Origin of the sequence: Sanguibacter sp. Z1732 (genome assembly GCF_051020515.1) — a bacterium.
In the GTDB taxonomy this organism is placed as follows: Bacteria; Actinomycetota; Actinomycetes; order Actinomycetales; family Beutenbergiaceae; genus CALKWS01.
Genome location: NZ_CP194857.1, coordinates 3,845,435 through 3,864,067 on the forward strand (window position 1 = coordinate 3,845,435; position 18,633 = coordinate 3,864,067).

Genomic DNA, 18,633 nt, shown 5'->3' on the forward strand with positions numbered 1-18,633 from the left:
TAACGATCAGACCAGGGTTCGGTAGCAGCGTTGTATCTGGGCGAGCGTATCGGCGCGGCTAGGGAGCTCGCCCCGACGGCGACGCGCAGCCGCACCCAGTTCGGTAGCCAGAGCGGCATCGGTCAGGACCGCGCTGACGCGCTCGGCCATCGCGCCGGCGTCCCCGTAGGGCACCAGGAGCGCGGCATCCCCGGTCACCTCCCCGGTGCCACCCACATCGGTGGCCACGATCGGGCGGCCCGCGCGCAAGGCCTCCTGCAGGTTCAGCGGCTGCCCCTCCCAGGAACTGGTCGAGACCACCACGTCGGCAAGGGCGAGCAGTTCCGGGGCGTCGCTGCGGTGACCCAGGACGTGCACCGGCAATCCCGCCTCCCCCGCGCGCCGGCGCAGGTCCTCCAGCATCGGCCCGCCGCCGGCGACCAGCCAGTGCACCTGCGGCACCCGCTCGACCAGCAGCACCGCGGCCTCCATGAGCAGATCCAGACCCTTCTGCGGTGCGAGCCGCGCCAGGGTCAGCACCACCGGCGCGTCCTCGGGCAGGCCCAACTCCCGGCGCAGGGCCATCAGGGCCTCGGTGCCCGGTCCGGCATCGTCGTCCCCGGTGGGTCGCCCCGGGGGGAACGGGGCCGGCACCAGGGCCCGCTCGGCGTAGGCGGCACCCAGGTCCCGGGCGCGGTCCACCAGGTCCCCGCTGACGCCCAGGATCACCTGGGCGCGGCGTGTCACCAGCCGTTCCAGCACGGCGCCCACCGCGCGTACCCGCGCTGACCCGACGGGCTTGTTGTGCAACGTGACCACGAGCCCGGGGCCTCGCCGGCCGGTCAGCGCCAACGCGGCCAGGGCGCCGGCACGCAATCCGTGGGCGTGCAGCACGTCGGCACCACGGGAGAGTGCCCGGATCCGGCCGATCGCCCGGAGATCGGCGGGTCTGGGCCGCTCGGCGATGTCGACCACCCGCGTGGGCGCCTCGGTCGTGGCCACCACATCGGCCGGGCCGGCCAGCACCACCCGGTGGCCGGACTCACGGAGCCCGGCTGTGAGGTCCTGGGCGTGCCGGCCGGCACCCCCGGTGGTGGTGCCGGTCAGTTGCAGAACGTGTAGGTCAGCCACGAACCCTCCGGAAGACGTTGACGGTGCCGCGGTCGCCTGCGGCCACGGCCAGGCCGACCAGCCCCATCGAGACCACCGCCCCGAGCAGACCGGCCATGATCGCCGAGATCAGTGAGTGCCCCGCCAGGTCCAGGACGGCCGCGGTGGCGAACCGCCCGATCAGCGCCCCCACCAGGGTCCCGGCGCCGGCCACCGCCACCGAGCGGCCGATCGCACCGAGTACGCGCCGGTGCACCACGTTCGCGAATGCCCCCAGCAGCGCGACCGCCGCGACCGTCATCCCCACGCTGTGGCCCAGCCCGAGCGCGGCCAGGGTGCCCGGCCCGTCTCCTCCCTCCGGTGCCCAGGCGAACACGCCGACGAGGCAGGCCAGCGAGACCACCGCCCACCCCAGTGAGGTGGCGGCCAGCGCGGCGCGGCTGCGGTCCATCGCGTACAACACCCGGGTGACGTGGAATGTCAGCGACAGGCCCACCACCCCCGGCGCCATCCAGGTCAGCGCCTGGCTCATCCCGGTGGTGTCGTTCCAGGTGGCGAAGACCTGCGCGATCGCCGGGGCTACCGCGATCAGGCCGGCCACCCCGGCGAAGGAGACCGCGAGCACGGCCCGGGTGGAGGTCTCGGCGACCCGGGCGAAGGGGGCCAGGTCGGAGTGGGCGGCTAGTTCGGCCAATCGCGGATAGACGGCGGTGGCCAGCGGCACCGCGAGCACAGCGTAGGGCAACCAGTACACCGCCTGGGACCACTGGAACAGGTTGATGGTGCCGTCCACGCCGCCGTTCAGCGCCAGCAGCATCACCACCACCACCGAGACCTGTTGGGCCAGCAGCGCACCGACGCCGGCCAGGGCGAGTGCGCGGGCCCGTGCGGCCACCCCGGGCGGGAACCGCAACCGCGGACGCAGCCGTACGCCGCAGCGCCAGACCGGGATCAGCAACGGCAGCGCCATCACGGCCACTCCTGCGGTCGTCCCCCAGGCCAGCACCGCCAGGGCGGTGTCGGACAGACGCCCGGGCTCATCCTGCAGCCCGTTCGCCAGGTAGCCGAAGGCGACGTAGGTCGCCATCACCATCAGCGTGGACAGGATCGGCGCCAGCGCGGGGGCCAGGAATCGCTTGTGCGCCTGGAGCACCCCGGTGAGTACCACCCCGATTCCGTAGAGCACCACCTGTGGGGAGAACACGATGAGGAAGTAGGTGACCAACTCCACCTGCGCGGCGCCATCGGCTCCCTGCGGGGTCGGCAGCAGGGTGGCGATCTGGCGGGCGAACAGTCCGAGCAGGAGCGCCACCGGGGTCAGCACCATCACTGCCCAGGTGAGCAGGGCGGAGGCGATCTGGTTCACCTCACCGCGCAGCCGGCGGGCGATGGGCCCGGCCAGCACCGGGATGACCGCTCCGGCCAGAGCCCCTCCGGCGACCACCTCGTAGAGCACGTTCGGCACCAGGTTCGCCGCCCCGTAGGCGGTGCCGGTGGCACTGGCCTGCACGGTGGCCGACTGCACCAGCCAACGGCCGAACCCCAGCACCCGAGAGACCACGGTCAGGGCAGCGATCAGCGTCGCCGCCCCCGCGATCCCACCGATCAGGTAGCGCAGCCTCACCCGGACCGACCCCAGGTGTCCAGTGCGCGCAGCGCCGGCACAGACTCGATCACCCGGGAGAAACTGACCTTCTCACTCAGCAGGGTCAGGCCCACCACCCCGGCCAGCACGCCGGTGCGCAGCCCGGCGCTGGGGTGCAGGGCCAGGGCCGTGCCGACCAGGGCTCCCAGGGCGTTCGCCCCGGCATCCCCCAGCATCGTCTCCTCGGTCAGGTCGGTGTGCCACGAGGCGGCCGTCACCGCCAGCGCACCGGTGGCCAGCGGGGCGCCCGGGCTACGGCCCAGCGCCGGTCCGAGGCTGAGCGCACCGGCAACCTTGAGCGCCCGGCCCGGCCGCAGATCGAACAGGTTGAGCAGATTCGCGGTGCCGGCGATCAGCGCTGCAGAGGTCAGCACGTCCCCGCCCCGGGCCAACCGCCCGGGGGCTGGCCCGGAGCCACGCCGCCCGGCTGCGGTGCCGATCATGGCACCGATCAGCGCGGCGCCGGAGATCCCCAGGAGTTTGGCCCCCCCGGTGGTCAACCGGCCCTGCGCAAGCGCTCGTACGTGGCCGCGCAGTCCCTTGTCCACGCTGTCGGTGTCCCGGTCATCGAGCGCGCCGAGCACACCGGCGGTGCCGGCGGTCACGACCGCGGCCGCGCCCGCGCGACCGCCGGCCCCGGCAGCGCTCGCGACCGCCCCGGCCGCCGTGGACAGCCCACCGGTGAGGCTGACCTGGTTTCCGCGGAAGTTCGATCGGGTCCAGCGCGGCGTACCCGCAGGCAGGGTCGAGCGCAGGATCTCGCTGAGGCTGGCCGTCAGGCCGGCACCGAGTGCGGACGCGGCCAGCCTGCTCATCCCTCGTTCACCCCGTCGGCGCCGGTGTCCTCCTGCCCGGCACCATCGTCCTGCTCGTCGGTGTCATCGGTGCCCGCTGCGCCGTCACCGGCCTCGCCGTCCTCCGCATCCTCGCCGGCCCCGGTGTCCGCATCGGTCTCCGGGGCATCGGGTGAGCCCGGTGCGAAGTCCTCGGGGTCGGGCGGGGGGAGCATGGTGGTGCTCGGGAATCCCTCCTCGGCGCTGTCGGTGGTGCCGTAGGCCCCGCCGGACCCGGCGATGTCAGCGGCCAGGGCCAGCGGGACGGTCACCTGACCGGTGATCAGATCCACTCCGTCCACGGTGCTCATCGCCTCGCTGAGCGCCTCCTGCTCGCGCACCGCGAGCACCAGGTTGCCCTCCTCGCGTGCGGCACCGGCGAGTACGTTGCCCTCCCCGGTTCGGGCCAGCCCGGTGAGGGTGGAGATCAGCACCACGTTGGTCTGGCCGGCCAGTTCGACGTCCTCGACCTCCTCGGTGCCGTCGATCACCACGGTGGCGTAGGCCGGGGCGCTGGGGGCTTCGATCTCCTCGATCAGGTCGGAGGAGATCAACAGGTCATACATCGCCTCGGCCTGCTCGGAGGCCTGGCCGGTATTCTCCGGGTCCCGCAGCGTCAGGGCCTGCCCCAGGGCGGTCCCGAGGATCTGATCGGCGCCGGTGTCGTCGTCCGGCTGGGGGTTGAGGTAGGCGGCGATGTTGCCCGCGATCCCGGACCGGAAGGCGCGCTGACCGGGGTCGGTCCAGCCCTCGGCCAGCACGGTGCGCGAGGTCACCTCGGCACCGGCCTGGTCCAGACGGGCCAGCACGGCATCGACCGCGTCACCCCCGGCGCCGGGCAGTTCCACGACGGCGACGGTGCGGCCCTCGAGCGCCCCGCTGAGCAGCACCGGGCTGGCGGCCGCGACGAACTGCGCGGTTTCGGCGCCGTCGGCCTCGGCCTCGTCCAGAGCCTGGCGCAGGTCCTCCCGCTCCACCCGGAGCTGGTCCACCTGCCCGGACAGTTCCTCGGCCAGGTAGTCCCGCAACGGACCCGCGCCGATCACGATGCCCACGGCCAGTGCCATGAACACCGCGATCAGGGAGACGATGTGGTAGCGGAAATCGATCACGTGCAGTCCTTCTCTCGCATGGCCGGCTTCAGAACATCGCCGCGAACAGGCCGCGGAACCACGAGAGGATGTCATCGAGGCGGGTGAGCAGGATCCCGAAAATGGTCTGGCCGGCGGGGGTGACGGCCAGCGCGGTGATCAGCGCGGCCAGGCCGGCCAGGATGAGGCCGGTGAGTTGCCAGTTGGAGATGCGGTGCTGGTACAGGCGCGAGACGCCCTTGGCGTCGATGAGCTTGCCGCCCACGCGCAGGCGGGTCAGGAAGGTGGAGGCCATTCCGGCCCGGCCCTTGTCGAGGAACTCCACCAGGGTGCCGTGGGTGCCCACGGCCACGATGAGTTCGGCCCCCTTGTCATCGGCGAGGAGCATCGCCACGTCCTCGCTGGTGCCGGTGGCGGGGAACACCACCGGTTCCAAGCCGAGTTTCTCCACGCGCTCCCGGCCCGGGGCCCGGCCGTCCCGGTAGGCGTGCACCACGATCTCGGCGCCGCTGAGCAGGGTCCTGTCGGACACCGAGTCCATGTCCCCGACGATCATGTCGGGTTTGAGGCCGGATTCCAGGATCGCGTCGGCTCCGCCGTCCACCCCGATCAGCACCGGCCGGTACTCGCGGATATAGGACCTCAGCATGCTCAGGTCCTCGCGGTAGTGGTAGCCGCGTACCACGATCAGGACGTGCCGGCCCTCCAGATCGGTGCGGACCTCGGGAACTCCGACCCCGTCCAGGAGCAGTTCGCGCTCGGCCCGCATGTAGTCCATGGTGTTGGCCGCGAAGGCCTCCAACTGGACCGAGAGTCCGGCCCGGGCCTCCTCCATCGCCTCCTCGACCATCGCGGGGGTCTGCTCGGTGCCCTCGGCCACCACTGAGCCGTCGGCGTCGAGGACGGTGTCGGCCTCCAGGCGTACCTTGCTGCCCTCCGAGAGGGTCATCACGTCCGAGCCCAAGTCGTCCAGCAGCGGGATGCCGGCCTCGATCAGGATCTGTGGGCCCAGGTTGGGGTAACGCCCGGAGATGGAGACCGCGGCGTTGAGTACCGCGGCCGGCCGGCAGGCGACGAGCGCCTCGGCCGAGACCCGGTCGATGTCGATGTGGTCGATGACGGCGACCTCACCGGGTTTGAGGCGCTTGGTCAGGGACTTGGTCCGGCTGTCCACGCGCACGCTGAGCAGATCACCCGTCGTGGGCGTGTCGTCGGTGCCGGCGCGTTTGGACAGGGTTCTCATCCGATCTATGGTCGCACGTGCGTGCGGGCCAGCAGGTCAGCGGCATGCTGACGGGCGGCCTGCGAATCTTCCTCGCCGGAGAGCATACGGGCCAGTTCGGCTTCGCGACGCTCACCGTACACGTGCTCGATATCACTGTTGGTCACGCTCTGGGCGTCCGTGCGCTTGGTGACCACCACGTGTTTCTCCGCGAACGCGGCTACCTGCGCCAGGTGCGTGATCACGATCACCTGGGTATGCCGCGCGAGCTCGGCCAGCCGGCGGCCCACCTCCATCGCGGCGCGGCCGCCCACCCCGGCATCGACTTCGTCGAAGACGAACGTGGGCAGCGGCTCGGCATCGGTGGCCCTCGATCGGGCCAGGGCCACCTCGATGGCCAGCATCACCCGGGACAGTTCCCCGCCGGAGGCTCCCTTGCCCAGGGGCCGGGCCGGTGCCCCGGGATGCGGGGTGAGCAGGAACCGGACATCCTCGGCGCCGTGCTCGCCCGGCTCGGTCCGCGGCTGCAGTTCCACCTGCAGTGAGGCCCCGGTCATGGCCAGGCTCGTCAGTTCGGACCGCACTGCCGCGCACATGGTCTCGGCGGCCCGCTGGCGGCCCCGGGTGATGGTGGTGGCCAGCGTCTCGGCGGCCTCGGTCCGCTCGGCCAGATGGGCGACCAGCCCTTCACGCCCCGCCCCCGGTGCGGTGAGATCGGCGATGCGTTCTTCGGCCCGCTCGAGGAAGGCGAGCAGCCGGTCGGCGGCGTCGGTGTCGGCGTCGGCCTCCTGTGCCGGTGCGTAGGTGCGGGCGGCCTGGGCGATCGAGGCGCGGCGCTGGTGCACCAGGTCCAACCGGGCCGGGTCGGCCTCGAGCCGGGCCAGGTACCCGGCGGCTTCGCCCGCCAGGTCCGAGAGCACGTACGTGGCCTGGTCCAGCTGGGTGGCCCAGTCGGCGATATCGGAATCGAAACCCGTGGCCGCCTCCACCTGCCGGTGGGCCTGTTCCAGCAGGGCCAGCACGTGCACGCCCTCAGCGTCCGGGCCACCGGACAGTGCCGCCGAGAGGCTCGTCGCGGCCAGGCGCAGGTCCTCCACGTTGCCCAGCCGTTCCGACTCTGCCCGCAGCCGGGCGTCCTCACCGGGTTGGAGTTCCAGCTCCTGCACCTGCGCCACAGCGCTGCGCAGATGGTCCAACTCGGCTTCCCGCTGCCCCTCGTCGGCGTCCCAGTCCGCCAGTGCCTGCTCGGCCGCCAACCGCTCCCGGTGGGCGCGGGCGAAGGACCTGAGGGTGTCGGCGTGGCCGGCGAAGTCGTCCAGCGCGGCCCGTTGGTGAGCCGTGGAGCGCAGCCGGTGCTGGTCGCTCTGGCCGTGCACGGTGACCAGGGACTCCCCCACCTCGGTGAGCAGTCCGGCCGGCACCGAGCGACCACCCAGGTGGGCCCTGGAGCGGCCGGTGGCCGAGACGCTGCGCGATACCAGGAGGGCGCCGGCGTCCAGGAGTGCGCCGGCGTCGGTGGCCACCCGTAGCGCCGGGTGCCCCGGAGGTGGGACCAGCCGGCCCTCGGCCGTGGCCTGCTCCGCTCCGGGGCGGACCGCGGCGGAGTCGGCCTTGCGGCCCAGGATGAGTGCGAGCCCGCTGAGCACCATCGTCTTGCCTGCTCCGGTCTCTCCGGTGATCACCGTCAGGCCCGGTGCAGGTTCGATCCGTGCGGCAGAGATCACACCCAGGTCGGTGATGGACAGTTCCTCGATCAATTCTGCTGCCCCGTCCCGCGCCAGCCCTGGACGGGCAGGTTGAACTTGTGCACCAGCCGTGCGGTGAAGGGTGCGGTGTTGAACCGGGCCAGGCGGACCGGCCGCTGGCCGCGCAGCACGTCGATGTGGGCCCCTGGCGGCGCGCTCAGTCGCCGCCGGCCATCGCACCACAGCACCGCCTGGGTCAGGCTGCGGGAGAGGACCTCCACCGACATCCTGGAGTTCGGCCCCACCACCAGCGGCCGGGCGAACAGCGCGTGCGCGCTCACCGGCACCATCAGCATGGCCTCCACATCGGGCCAGACGACCGGACCACCGGCGGAGAAGGCGTAGGCGGTGGAGCCGGTGGGGGTGGCCAGCACCACCCCGTCGCAGCCGAAGGTGGACAGCGCCCGCCCGTCGATGCCCAGCGCCACCTCGATCATCCGCTCGCGCTGATCCTTCTCCACCGAGACCTCGTTGACCGCCCATCCCGAGCGGGTGGAGCCGTCCGGATACTGCACGGTGACGTCCAGGGTCATGCGCTCCTCGACGGTGTAGTCCTGCTCGGCGGCACGGCGGACCAGGTCGGTGAGCTGTTCCGCCTCGTACTCGGCCAGGAAACCCACGTGACCCAGGTTGATACCCACCAGCGGGGTGGGCCGGGACCGGGTGAGTTCGACGGTGCGCAGGATGGTGCCGTCCCCGCCGAGCACGATCGCGAGTTCCAGGTCGCCGTCGTCGGCCTGCCAGACCGCCTGGATGCCGTAGCGGCCCAGCTCCTCGGCAACCAGCGCCGCGGCACGCTTGGCCGCGGCACGGTGCGGGTGGGCCTGCACCAGAAAACGTCGTGTCATGGGACCGCCCCAGCCGGCCCGGTCCGGATCGCGGTGTCGATCGCTTCGGCGAGTTCCTCCCCCGCCAGCGCCTCGGCACCCCTCGCGGCGCCGTGACGCAGGTGCAGGAAGTACTCCACATTGCCACTGGGCCCGGGTAACGGGCTGGGCACCACGGCCAGCGCACCCGCACCGAGCCCGGTCGCGCACCGGGCCACCTCGGCCACGGCCCAGGCGCGCAGACTCTCCTCCCGCACCACCCCGCCCGAACCCAGGCGCTCCCGGCCCACCTCGAACTGGGGTTTGACCATGAGCAGCAGGTCCGCCCGGTCGGCACTGAGCGCGAGCAGCGCGGGCAGCACCAGCGTCAGGGAGATGAAGGACAGGTCGGCGGTGATGAGCTCCGGAGGCGGCTGCACCTGATCCGGCATGAGGGTGCGCACATTGGTCCGGTCCAGCACCGTGACCCGTTCATCGGTGCGCAGTTTCCAGTCCAGCTGGCCATAACCCACGTCGACGGCGACCACGTGCGCGGCGCCGCGCCGGAGCAGTACGTCGGTGAATCCGCCCGTGGAGGCTCCGGCGTCCAGCACTCGGCGGTCCCGCACCCGCGGTGCCCGCTCGCCGAGCGCATCCAGGGCGCCGGCCAGTTTGTGTCCGCCTCGGGAGACGTACTCCGGGGCGGCGTCCTGGTCGGCCGGAAGCAGGCGGACAGGCTGGGCGGGCAGCAGTTGTGTGGCGGCTTTGGTGGCGCGTTGCCCGTCCAGCAGCACCCGACCGGCGCCGATCAACTCGGCCGCGTGCTGGCGCGACCGGGCCAGACCCCGGCGCACCAGTTCGGCATCCAGGCGCACGCGTCGCGACACGTCAGTTCTCTGCTTCGGCCAACCGGTCCTGCAGGGCCCGGTACAGCGCCTCGAAGGCGGGAACGTGCGCAGGCAGGTCCGTTTCGGGAAGGTCTGCCACGGCACGCAGCGCTGCCGCGATCTCCGGGTGTTCGGTTGCACTGCTCACCTCCTGCCTCCTTTCGGTGCCCACGCTACCGTGATCGGTGCTCAGCCCTGGTCGACCATGCGCACGTGTGGGAGATCGACGGGCAGGACCGAGTCCACTGCCGCCGCGTCGCTGGCCTCCCAGGCGGCCGCTGCTGCGGCCCGGACCTCATCCACGCCCATCTCGTTCGTCTGCTCCCCGAGCCTCACGTCGCCACCGTCCCGGCGGAGCACCACCGCCTCGCCCTCGATCCGCGCCGCCGCGCCGGCGCAGGTCCACCACCCTTCTGCGCGGGTGGGCTCGGGGTGCACCTGGGCGAGCGCGCGCAGATCCAGGCCGAGGAAGGCGGGACGATGAGCGACGACGGCGCGGATCACCTGGGTGGGTCCGTCCACCCCGGTACACACGTGCAGTCCCGGGATCTGCGCGGCGCGGGCTCCGGCCAGGTCGGTATCGAGCCGGTCCCCCACCACCAGTGGTCGCTGCGCACCGCCCGCCCGGGCGGCTTGGTGGAAGATCTCGGGTCCGGGTTTGCCGGTGCTTCGCGGCTGTTTGCCGGTGGCGGCCACCACCGCCGCCACCAGGGCTCCGTTCCCGGGCGCGAATCCGCGTTCAGTGGGGAGTGAGGCATCCAGGTTGGATGCCACGTGCTGGGCTCCTGCCGCAATGGCATAGGCGGCCTCGGCGAGGTCGTGCCATGCGATCTCGGGGGTGAACCCCTGGACGACGACCGTCGGTGACTGCGTGGCGGATTCCACCAGGTGCAGCCCCTCGTCAGTGATGGCCTGGCGCAGACCCGTGCCACCGATGACAAGAACGCGGGTGTGCTCATCCGCCTCGGCACTGACGAGCGCGGCAGCCGCCATCGCGGCCGTGGTCACTTCCTCGGGGCCGGTCGGCACACCGAGGTCGGTGAGATGGTCGGCCACAGTCTGCGGGGTGCGCGCGGCGTTGTTCGTGACGAACACCGTGCGCATGCCCCCGGCGCGCGCCACCTGAATCGCCGCCGGAGCATGCTCCACCGCGTCGGCGCCGACATAGACCACGCCGTCCAGGTCCAGCAGCGCACAGTCGAAGGTGTCCTGCAACGGCGCGGTGCTCCCGCTCAGGCCGGTCACCGCGGGTGATCCCGGCCGCCGTGCTCCTCCCCGGGTAGTTCCAGGAAGACCACGTCATCATCCTCGGGTTCAGGCAGTTCCGCCTGCAGAGCCGCCGCCTCGGCCTCACGCCCGAGAGCCCGGAGGACGTTGACACGCTGCTCGCTCACCCGAATCTGCTCCGCCGGCCCGCCCACACCTGCGACGCCGTCCAGCGTCAGCAGCGCGGCCTCGGGCTCGCCCAGATCCATCCGTGCACCGGAGGCCACGATCGCCAGCTCCACTCGGTCCACCGCGCTCATGCCCGGCGGTGCCTCGGCGGCCAGGGTCAGCGCCCGCTCGGGCCGGCCCAGACCCCGCTCACAGTCGGCCTCGATGGCCCGGTGGGCGTCCACCCCGCTGAGCCTGCGGACAGTACGCAGTTCACGCAGCGCCTCCGCATAGTTCCCCAACGCATAGGCGGTCAGAGCCACGGCCTCCCGCACCACGTCCACCCGGCCGGCCCGGCGCAGGGCAGCCTGTGCGTGGGCGTAGGCCTGCTGCGGATCGGTATCGAGCAGAGCACCCGCCATCACCAGGTGCTTGGCCACACCCTCGGCATTGTCCTTGGACAGGGTGCGCAACCTGGACCGGGCAGCCCGGTCCAGATCCGTGGCCTCCACGTCGGGATCGATCGGGGGATCGGGAACCCGCTCGGCGCGTTCGGCTTCGCGGGGCCGGCGCGACCGTTCGGATCCGCCCGGGCGTCCTGGACGGGCTGACCCGCCACGAGACGCCCTCGACCCGCCGTCCCCGCGGAAGCCCCCGGGCCGGCTGCGCGAGCCGCCGCCTGTTTGACTTGATCGCACTGTCGCCTCACTGAACCTTCGACTGAACCGGCTACACCCTATCGAGTTGAAACGTCCCCGGAAGCGGATGAAACACCCCTGGAAACGACTGAGGGCCACCCAGAAAAATCTGGGTGGCCCTCAGCGAAAAGTTGTCCGGCGGCGACCTACTCTCCCACGCAGTCTCCCACGCAGTACCATCGGCGCAGAGGGGCTTAGCTTCCGGGTTCGGAATGGATCCGGGCGTTTCCCCCTCGCTATGACCGCCGCAACTCTATGGAGATGTCATCGGTTAACCCGACCGTATCTCGGGAACCGCACAGTGGACGCGTAGCATCATTCAATTCTGAATGAGTAATCAAGTTATCGGCATATTAGTACCGGTCAGCTTCATGAGTCGTTAGTCCTCACTTCCACATCCGGCCTATCAACCCAGTAGTCTAGCTGGGAGCCTCTCGGGGCAAGCCCCATGGAAATCTCATCTTGAAGCAGGCTTCCCGCTTAGATGCTTTCAGCGGTTATCCCTTCCCAACGTAGCTAACCAGCCGTGCTCTTGGCAGAACAACTGGCACACCAGAGGTTAGTCCGTCCCGGTCCTCTCGTACTAGGGACAGCCCTTCTCAAATTTCCTGCGCGCGCAGCGGATAGGGACCGAACTGTCTCACGACGTTCTAAACCCAGCTCGCGTACCGCTTTAATGGGCGAACAGCCCAACCCTTGGGAACGACTACGACCCCAGGATGCGACGAGCCGACATCGAGGTGCCAAACCATGCCGTCGATATGGACTCTTGGGCAAGATCAGCCTGTTATCCCCGGGGTACCTTTTATCCGTTGAGCGACGGCGCTTCCACGAGCCACCGTCGGGTCACTAGTTCCGACTTTCGTCCCTGCTTGACTTGTCAGTCTCACAGTCAAGCTCCCTTGTGTACTTACACTCGACGTCTGATTACCAACCAGACTGAGGGAACCTTTGAGCGCCTCCGTTACATTTTAGGAGGCAACCGCCCCAGTTAAACTACCCATCAGGCACTGTCCCTGATCCGGATTACGGACCGAGGTTAGATATTCAGAACGACCAGAGTGGTATTTCAACGATGACTCCACAACCACTGGCGTGGCTGCTTCAAAGTCTCCCACCTACCTATCCTACACAAGCCGTACCGAATACCAATACCAAACTATAGTAAAGGTCCCGGGGTCTTTCCGTCCTGCTGCGCGTAACGAGCATCTTTACTCGTAGTGCAATTTCGCCGAGTTCGCGGTTGAGACAGCGGAGAAGTCGTTACGCCATTCGTGCAGGTCGGAACTTACCCGACAAGGAATTTCGCTACCTTAGGATGGTTATAGTTACCACCGCCGTTTACTGGGGCTTAAATTCTGAGCTTCGCTCCGAAGAGCTGACCCGTCCTCTTAACCTTCCAGCACTGGGCAGGCGTCAGTCCGTATACATCGTCTTGCGACTTCGCACGGACCTGTGTTTTTAATAAACAGTCGCTTCTCCCTGGTCTCTGCGGCCCTCAAACGCTCCCACCGCTAGGGTGTTCACGCCTCAGGCCCCCCTTCTCCCGAAGTTACGGGGGCATTTTGCCGAGTTCCTTAACCACGATTCTCTCGATCGCCTTAGTATTCTCTACCTGACCACCTGAGTCGGTTTGGGGTACGGGCGGCTAGAACCTCGCGTCGAGGTTTTTCTAGGCAGTATAGGATCGCCAATTTCCAGCATTCGCTGTCACCTTAAGTTCTCAGGCATATGAGGTACGGATTTGCCTATACCTCGCCCTACAACCTTGGACGTGCCAAGCCATAAGACACGCTCGGTTACCTTTCTGCGTCACCCCTGTTAATACGCTTACCTACTACCGGTTCGGGTCGCGCGCTCCACACGGAACAACTCCGAAGAGTCGAACCGCGCTTCGGGCGCTTAGCATCACCGGATTCGGTATGGGCGGTTCTTCGCCGGTACGGGAATATCAACCCGTTGTCCATCGACTACGCCTGTCGGCCTCGCCTTAGGTCCCGACTTACCCAGGGCGGATTAACCTGGCCCTGGAACCCTTGGTCATTCGGCGGACGGGTTTCTCACCCGTCATTCGCTACTCATGCCTGCATTCTCACTCGTATGGCATCCACGGCTGGATCACTCCGCCGCTTCTCTCGCCATACGACGCTCCCCTACCCATCTACACGCCTGGATCCGATGGTCAAGCCATCGGACCGAGCACAAATGTAAATGCCACAACTTCGGCGGTATGCTTGAGCCCCGCTAAATTGTCGGCGCGGAATCACTTGACCAGTGAGCTATTACGCACTCTTTCAAGGATGGCTGCTTCTAAGCCAACCTCCTGGTTGTCTGTGCAACTCCACATCCTTTCCCACTTAGCATACGCTTAGGGGCCTTAGTTGGTGGTCTGGGCTGTTTCCCTCTCGACCATGAAGCTTATCCCCCACAGTCTCACTGCCACGCTCTCACTTACCGGCATTCGGAGTTTGGTTGACGTCAGTAACCTTGTAGGGCCCATCTGCCATCCAGTAGCTCTACCTCCGGTAAGAAACACGTGACGCTGCACCTAAATGCATTTCGGGGAGAACCAGCTATTACGAAGTTTGATTGGCCTTTCACCCCTATCCACAACTCATCCGCCCAGTTTTCAACCTAGGTCGGTTCGGTCCTCCACGCGGTCTTACCCGCGCTTCAACCTGGTCATGGATAGATCACTTCGCTTCGGGTCTAGGGCACGCGACTCAGTCGCCCATTTCGGACTCGCTTTCGCTACGGCTTCCCCACACGGGTTAACCTCGCCACGTACCGCTAACTCGCAGGCTCATTCTTCAAAAGGCACGCCGTCACCCCTGCTATGGAGGCTCCGACGGGTTGTAAGCAATCGGTTTCAGGTACTATTTCACTCCCCTCCCGGGGTACTTTTCACCTTTCCCTCACGGTACTTGTCCGCTATCGGTCATCAGGTAGTATTTAGGCTTACAGAGTGGTCTCTGCGGATTCGCACGGGATTTCTCGGGCCCCGTACTACTTGGGATACTCGTCGAGAGATCACACTATTTCGTCTACGGGAGTGGCACCCTCTGTGCTCGACCATTCAATGTCGTTCGACTATAGCGCGATTTTGTAACTCTCTGTCTGCACGGCAGTACAGACTGACAAGTCCCGCAACCCCGTAAGTGCAACGCCTGCCGGCTATCACACACCTACGGTTTGGCCTGTTCCAATTTCGCTCGCCACTACTCTCGGAATATCTTTTCCTGTGGGTACTGAGATGTTTCACTTCCCCACGTTCCCTCCGCATGCCCTATGTGTTCAGGCATTGGTAACTGGACATGACTCCAGCTGGGTTTCCCCATTCGGAAATCCTCGGATCACGGTTCGTTTGCCAACTCCCCGAGGCTTATCGCAGGCTACTACGTCCTTCTTCGGCTCCTGATGCCAAGGCATCCACCGATTGCTCTTAAAAACTTGACCACAAAAATCAAAGATGCTCGCGTCCACTGTGCAGTTCTCAAGCTACGGGCGGTTCCCGCCGGGCTCCTCCGCTTGCCGGCTCTGAGGCCGGTAGTTCGAAGGTCCGCCGGGACCGACGTACTCCCTGTACAAGCACAGCATTTCTGCTGTTCTCGTACCGGGGTCCGAAGGATGGGTTCTTCACCCGCTCCCTCAGGACCCAACAGTGTGCCATGCGTCGCGAGATCAAGCACCGCGCGTTCCTGACCAACGAAGTGGCCGTACTGACTCGAGCGCTCTCACTCGTTCCTCAATCAATGTTCCACCCGTGAGCACCACCTCAGAACGTACGTCTGAGTAGTGGGCCTGGACGCACCACGTGCAAATACACGCAATGCGCCAGATGCTCCTTAGAAAGGAGGTGATCCAGCCGCACCTTCCGGTACGGCTACCTTGTTACGACTTCGTCCCAATCGCCAGTCCCACCTTCGACGGCTCCCTCCCAAAAGGTTGGGCCACCGGCTTCGGGTGTTACCGACTTTCGTGACGTGACGGGCGGTGTGTACAAGGCCCGAGAACGTATTCACCGCAGCGTTGCTGATCTGCGATTACTAGCGACTCCGACTTCATGGGGTCGAGTTGCAGACCCCAATCCGAACTGAGACCGGCTTTTTGGGATTCGCTCCACCTTACGGTTTCGCAGCCCATTGTACCGGCCATTGTAGCATGCGTGAAGCCCAAGACATAAGGGGCATGATGATTTGACCTCATCCCCACCTTCCTCCGAGTTGACCCCGGCAGTCTCCTATGAGTCCCCACCATTACGTGCTGGCAACATAGGACGAGGGTTGCGCTCGTTGCGGGACTTAACCCAACATCTCACGACACGAGCTGACGACAACCATGCACCACCTGTATACGAGTGTCCAAAGAGACGACTATCTCTAGCCGCTTCTCGTATATGTCAAGCCTTGGTAAGGTTCTTCGCGTTGCATCGAATTAATCCGCATGCTCCGCCGCTTGTGCGGGCCCCCGTCAATTCCTTTGAGTTTTAGCCTTGCGGCCGTACTCCCCAGGCGGGGCACTTAATGCGTTAGCTGCGGCGCGGAACTCGTGGAATGAGCCCCACACCTAGTGCCCAACGTTTACGGCATGGACTACCAGGGTATCTAATCCTGTTCGCTCCCCATGCTTTCGCTCCTCAGCGTCAGTAGTGGCCCAGAGACCTGCCTTCGCCATCGGTGTTCCTCCTGATATCTGCGCATTCCACCGCTACACCAGGAATTCCAGCCTCCCCTACCACACTCTAGTCTGCCCGTACCCACTGCAGGCGCGAGGTTGAGCCTCGCGTTTTCACAGCAGACGTGACAAACCGCCTACGAGCTCTTTACGCCCAATAATTCCGGACAACGCTTGCACCCTACGTATTACCGCGGCTGCTGGCACGTAGTTAGCCGGTGCTTCTTCTGCAGGTACCGTCACTTTCGCTTCTTCCCTACTGAAAGAGGTTTACAACCCGAAGGCCGTCATCCCTCACGCGGCGTCGCTGCATCAGGCTTTCGCCCATTGTGCAATATTCCCTACTGCTGCCTCCCGTAGGAGTCTGGGCCGTATCTCAGTCCCAGTGTGGCCGGTCACCCTCTCAGGCCGGCTACCCGTCGTCGTCTTGGTGAGCCGTTACCTCACCAACTAACTGATAGGCCGTGAGTCCATCCCAAACCGATAAATCTTTCCAGACGCTACAGATGCCTGTGCGTCTCGTATCCGGTATTAGCTCCGGTTTCCCGGGGTTATCCCAGAGTCTGGGGCAGGTTACTCACGTGTTACTCACCCGTTCGCCACTGATCCACCAGAGCAAGCTCTGGCTTCACCGTTCGACTTGCATGTATGAAGCACGCCGCCAGCGTTCGTCCTGAGCCAGGATCAAACTCTCCGTAGATGCTTAATGGCAACTGCGACCTGAGCCGCACTTACCGACATTACGAAGTGGCTCCGTTAAGAGCCGCTTAATGATTCTGGCTGGATCGAATCCCATACGGGGTATGAGTTCGATCTAACCAAACAAATGTTGGCATTGATTGATATGACACACTGTTGAGTTCTCAAGGAGCGGATGCGCACCGTTATGATCCCTCTCGGGCTCATCTCGGGGCAACCTCTTAAGCCTACATCACCTGGGCGATGCTTGTCCAACCGGAGTTCGGTAGATCCTGCTGGATCCGCCGCCCTCGTCATGGGGCTTGTGTTTCCCTGCGCCGGGCCGTTCGCCGATCGGCTTCCGTCCCTCTCGCTGCGGGGCAACGAGAAGTAACATTACGAGCCCCCGGGGCGGGTGTCAAATCTCTGCCGGGGCGCTCCGATCCGACCGGTTTTGGCTTTCGTGCCCGCTCTGACCTGCACAAACGCTCTAATCGCCGCAGGCCGGGCGGGCAGTTGAGGCCGCTGCTCGACGGAAGTATGACGCAGGTCACCCCAGGTTGGCGCCGGGGGCGTCAACCGGCGCGGATGGCCCCGAGATTGCGCCGTCCACGACGCAGGAGGGCCACGTTGCCGGCAAGCAGGTCGTTCTCGGTCAGGACCCGGTCCGGGTCGGTGACCTTGTCGTTGTTCAGGTACGCCCCGCCGTCGGCCACTGTGCGGCGGGCGGCGTTGCGACCGGTGCTCAATCCGGCGGCCACCAAGGCGTCCAGGATCGTTGCCTCGCCCAGGTCGAGGGCACCGCTGGGGATCTCCGCGACGGCGTCGGCCAATGTGGCTGCGTCCAGGTCGCGCAGGTCCGCGCGTCCGAAGAGTGCCTTGCTCGCGGTCATCACCGCCTCGGTGGCGGCGCGCCCGTGCAGCAGCGTGGTCACGTCCTGCGCCAGCACCTGCTGGGCCGCCCTCGCGTAGGGGCGCTCCTGTACGTCCGTGGCCAGGGATTCGATCTCCGCGCGGGTGCGGAAGGTGAAGACCTTCAGGTAGCGCATCACGTCGGCATCGGCGGTGTTCAACCAGAACTGGTAGAAGGCGTACGGGCTGGTGAGTTCGGGATCGAGCCAGATGGCCCCACCCTCGGACTTGCCCATCTTGGAGCCGTCGGACTTGGTGATCAGCGGCGTGGTCAGCGCGTGCGCTGCGACCCCCTCAGCCTTGCGGATCAGTTCCACCCCGGACAACAGGTTGCCCCATTGGTCGTTGCCGCCGCCCACCTGCAGGGTGCAGTTGTGGCGGCGGAGCAGTTCCAGGAAGTCCATACCCTGCAGGATCTGGTAGCTGAACTCGGTGAAACTGATGCCCTCGTCGGAGCGAAGCCGGCGGGCCACGATGTCCTTGGCCAGCATGGTGCCCAGGCGGTAGTGCTTGCCCACGTCCCGGAGGAAGTCGATCGCGCTCAGGTCCTTGGTCCAGTCCAGGTTGTTGACCATCTGCGCCGCTGCCGGGCCGGAGAACTCCAGGAAGGGTTCGATCTGGCCACGGATGCGCTGCACCCACTCGGTGACCACCTCGGCGGAGTTCAGGGCGCGTTCGCCGACGTCGCGGGGGTCCCCGATCATGCCGGTCGCGCCGCCGACCAGCGCGAGCGGACGGTGCCCGGCGTCCTGCAGGCGCCGCATCGTCAGGATGAGCACCAGGTGCCCCACGTGCAGGCTGGCCGCGGTCGGATCGAAGCCGCCGTAGAAGGTCACCTGCCCGCTCTTCAGGGCCTGCCCGAGGGCCTGTTCGTCGGTGGACTGGGCGATCAGGCCGCGCCAGCGGAGATCGGCAAGGATGTCGCTCATCGTGCCTTCTGCGAGGTCGGGGACGCAGGCCGCGTCCGGGTGGAGGTGAT

General features: G+C 66.9%; 12 protein-coding genes and 3 rRNA genes. All 15 read right to left on the reverse strand.

The features are described from left to right. Positions 1-6: 6 nt before the first annotated feature. On the reverse strand, positions 7-1,110 hold the full coding sequence (locus ACRRRO_RS20010; protein WP_424797605.1) for a glycosyltransferase family 4 protein: 1,104 nt from the start codon (positions 1,108-1,110) through the stop codon (positions 7-9). After that, a complete protein-coding gene (murJ, locus tag ACRRRO_RS20015) occupies positions 1,103-2,713 on the reverse strand; it encodes a murein biosynthesis integral membrane protein MurJ (RefSeq protein ID WP_424797604.1) in 1,611 nt (536 codons plus the stop codon). Before murJ ends, ACRRRO_RS20010 begins: the two co-directional genes overlap by 8 nt. After that, a complete protein-coding gene (locus ACRRRO_RS20020) occupies positions 2,710-3,549 on the reverse strand; it encodes a hypothetical protein (RefSeq protein ID WP_424787863.1) in 840 nt (279 codons plus the stop codon). Before ACRRRO_RS20020 ends, murJ begins: the two co-directional genes overlap by 4 nt. Beyond that, entirely contained in the window at positions 3,546-4,679 is a 1,134-nt protein-coding gene (locus ACRRRO_RS20025; protein ID WP_424797603.1) for a copper transporter, read from the reverse strand. The genes ACRRRO_RS20020 and ACRRRO_RS20025 overlap by 4 nt, the downstream gene beginning before the upstream one ends. A 28-nt stretch (positions 4,680-4,707) precedes the next feature. Continuing rightward, positions 4,708-5,901 (reverse strand): putative cytokinetic ring protein SteA, encoded by a 1,194-nt coding sequence (gene steA, locus ACRRRO_RS20030; RefSeq protein ID WP_424797602.1) that lies wholly within the window; start codon positions 5,899-5,901, stop codon positions 4,708-4,710. Positions 5,902-5,906: 5 nt separating this feature from the next. Then, positions 5,907-7,637: a DNA repair protein RecN gene (recN, locus tag ACRRRO_RS20035; protein ID WP_424797601.1), complete on the reverse strand. Its 1,731-nt coding sequence runs from the start codon at positions 7,635-7,637 to the stop codon at positions 5,907-5,909. After that, complete coding sequence (locus tag ACRRRO_RS20040; protein WP_424787867.1) at positions 7,634-8,473, reverse strand: NAD kinase; 840 nt, start codon at positions 8,471-8,473, stop codon at positions 7,634-7,636. Before ACRRRO_RS20040 ends, recN begins: the two co-directional genes overlap by 4 nt. Beyond that, positions 8,470-9,318, reverse strand: a complete 849-nt coding sequence (locus ACRRRO_RS20045) for a TlyA family RNA methyltransferase (RefSeq protein ID WP_424797600.1) — start codon at positions 9,316-9,318, stop codon at positions 8,470-8,472. Before ACRRRO_RS20045 ends, ACRRRO_RS20040 begins: the two co-directional genes overlap by 4 nt. Before the next feature lies 1 nt (position 9,319). Next, the gene (locus ACRRRO_RS20050; protein WP_424797599.1) at positions 9,320-9,466 is read right to left on the reverse strand and encodes a hypothetical protein; all 147 of its coding nucleotides are present in this window, start codon (positions 9,464-9,466) and stop codon (positions 9,320-9,322) included. 41 nt (positions 9,467-9,507) lie between these two features. Then, positions 9,508-10,563, reverse strand: a complete 1,056-nt coding sequence (locus ACRRRO_RS20055; protein ID WP_424797598.1) for an HAD-IIA family hydrolase — start codon at positions 10,561-10,563, stop codon at positions 9,508-9,510. Continuing rightward, entirely contained in the window at positions 10,560-11,204 is a 645-nt protein-coding gene (locus tag ACRRRO_RS20060) for a hypothetical protein (protein ID WP_424797597.1), read from the reverse strand. The genes ACRRRO_RS20055 and ACRRRO_RS20060 overlap by 4 nt, the downstream gene beginning before the upstream one ends. Before the next feature lie 319 nt (positions 11,205-11,523). Beyond that, a 5S ribosomal RNA gene (rrf, locus tag ACRRRO_RS20065) occupies positions 11,524-11,640 on the reverse strand. An 83-nt stretch (positions 11,641-11,723) separates the two neighbouring features. Continuing rightward, positions 11,724-14,846, reverse strand: a 23S ribosomal RNA gene (locus ACRRRO_RS20070). A 393-nt stretch (positions 14,847-15,239) separates the two neighbouring features. Beyond that, positions 15,240-16,764 (reverse strand): 16S ribosomal RNA (locus ACRRRO_RS20075). Together the 16S, 23S and 5S rRNA genes form the textbook arrangement of a ribosomal RNA operon. Positions 16,765-17,317: 553 nt before the next feature. Then, the gene (tyrS, locus tag ACRRRO_RS20080) at positions 17,318-18,583 is read right to left on the reverse strand and encodes a tyrosine--tRNA ligase (RefSeq protein ID WP_434080749.1); all 1,266 of its coding nucleotides are present in this window, start codon (positions 18,581-18,583) and stop codon (positions 17,318-17,320) included. Positions 18,584-18,633 lie beyond the last annotated feature (50 nt).

Bases quoted from the DNA above. Each gene is read 5' to 3' on its own strand.
- steA (WP_424797602.1), bottom strand. From the start codon at position 5,901: ATGAGAACCCTGTCCAAACGCGCCGGCACCGACGACACGCCCACGACG.
- tyrS (WP_434080749.1), bottom strand. From the start codon at position 18,583: ATGAGCGACATCCTTGCCGATCTCCGCTGGCGCGGCCTGATCGCCCAG.
- ACRRRO_RS20040 (WP_424787867.1), bottom strand. From the start codon at position 8,473: ATGACACGACGTTTTCTGGTGCAGGCCCACCCGCACCGTGCCGCGGCC.
- ACRRRO_RS20020 (WP_424787863.1), bottom strand. From the start codon at position 3,549: ATGAGCAGGCTGGCCGCGTCCGCACTCGGTGCCGGCCTGACGGCCAGC.